General features: G+C 58.0%; 2 protein-coding genes. Both read right to left on the reverse strand.

The window, feature by feature from the left end; all coding sequences use genetic code 11:
• Nucleotides 1-638, reverse strand: a 638-nt coding sequence (locus tag A7X77_RS31455) for a molybdopterin cofactor-binding domain-containing protein (RefSeq protein ID WP_156668205.1), incomplete at its 3' end; no start/stop codon positions are given.
• A 5-nt stretch (nucleotides 639-643) separates the two neighbouring features.
• Entirely contained in the window at nucleotides 644-1,102 is a 459-nt protein-coding gene (locus tag A7X77_RS31460; RefSeq protein WP_064686675.1) for a (2Fe-2S)-binding protein, read from the reverse strand.
• Between the last annotated feature and the right edge of the window lie 548 nt (nucleotides 1,103-1,650).

Genomic DNA, 1,650 nt, shown 5'->3' on the forward strand with positions numbered 1-1,650 from the left:
TTTGCGGTGCCGTTGACTTTCTCCGGGCTGTCCAGTCTTCGAACCGACTTGCCAATCACCGTGAAACTTGATGACGCCTTCAACGGAATTTCCTGGGGTACGGGCTCCGAGGCTGCTGCTTCGATCAGGCTGCCGTAGCTGGCTCGACGCCCGCTCGCTTCGTGAAGCACCACTCCGGCCCTTGTGGTGCAGCTTTCCGGTGGGACGTTCCAGCCTCGGGCCGCGGTGTTGACCAACACGATACGTGTCGCGGCTCCTGCCTTTCGCATCTGTTCGTAGACGGCACGAATGGCGATCGAGCCGCCAGTGATCTGATCGCCCAATAGCGGGTTCGCGTATCGAGACGGGTCCGCCGGAGCATGTTCGAGGACAACTTGGTCGAGCGATACCTCGAGTTCCTCCGCGAGTAGCATCGCCACCGCCGTGTAGATGCCCTGCCCCATTTCCACGGAAGGCATAATGAAAGCGATTTTGCCCTCTGGTGGAATGCGGATGAACGGATTTGTCTCCAGCGGTTTTATCGCGGCGGAAGAGGCCTGGGGCGTGATCCCGATCACAAGGCCTGCCCCGGTCAAGGACACACCGAGCAAGAAGTGTCGGCGGGAGATCGAGAGGTTGATCTTGTCTTGGAGGGTCATGGCAGTTACCTCGCCTCCGCAGCCTGTTTGATCGCGGCTCGGATGCGTGGGTAAGTGCCGCATCGACAGATATTTCCCGCCATCACAGCGTCGATGTCTTCGTCCGTCGGCGTCGAATTGGCTGCGAGCAATGCTGTCGCTGACATGATCTGCCCAGACTGGCAGTAGCCGCACTGCACGACGTCAATGTCAAGCCAAGCCTGCTGGACACGTCGACCCGCGTCCGTCTCCGAGATTGCCTCGATTGTCGTAATGGCTCTGGCAACCGCATCGCTGACTGGCATCACACAAGAGCGTACTGGCATCCCATCAACGTGAACGGTGCAGGCCCCGCACATAGCAATTCCGCATCCGAACTTCGTGCCGGTGAGGCCTATTGTGTCCCTCAATATCCACAGGAGTGGAATATCGCCGTCGACATCGACGACGTAGCTTTTACCGTTGACGGTGAGATCGTAGGCCATTGCGCACCACCCTTGGAGTCACTGTTTGCGGATACAGATCAGCGAAGGATGGCACCGGGCGCGGCGTTCTGCCCGTGAAGTGTCGTGAATTTCAGTGAAGTTTGCTCAACGTGTTCTGACGAGACGTTTCACGCCTCACAGTAAGGCGAAGACGCCGTCGCGTCTTCAACGCGACGACGTGCCTCAAAATGTAGCAAATGCCACAAGCGCCAGATTGTTATTCGCCTTCCCGAGCTTCTCTTACGAGCCGAGTGGCTTCTTCCATTAGCTCTATCTCTGTGGATTCCGGATTGGGTCCGCCGAAACGGTGCTCCGAGGCTATTTCCAATGTCGCTTTCTCAAAGCGGGTGCGCGCGGAGGCGGCATGGCGCTTCCTCTCCCCGGAATCTAATACGGTCTCGTTCGGCATTTCCTCGCCCTAACGATAGTGGCCCAATCGCCATCGTAAGCCGTCTTGTGGCATTTGCTACATAATTCCGTAAAACCCTACCCTCTCAACGCAGTTCGGCGACTAGGCCGACTTGGCCGATGGAGCGTCAAAGTCCGTC

The sequence above is a fragment of the Rhizobium bangladeshense genome (assembly GCF_001662075.1).
GTDB classification, from domain to species: domain Bacteria; phylum Pseudomonadota; class Alphaproteobacteria; order Rhizobiales; family Rhizobiaceae; genus Rhizobium; species Rhizobium bangladeshense_B.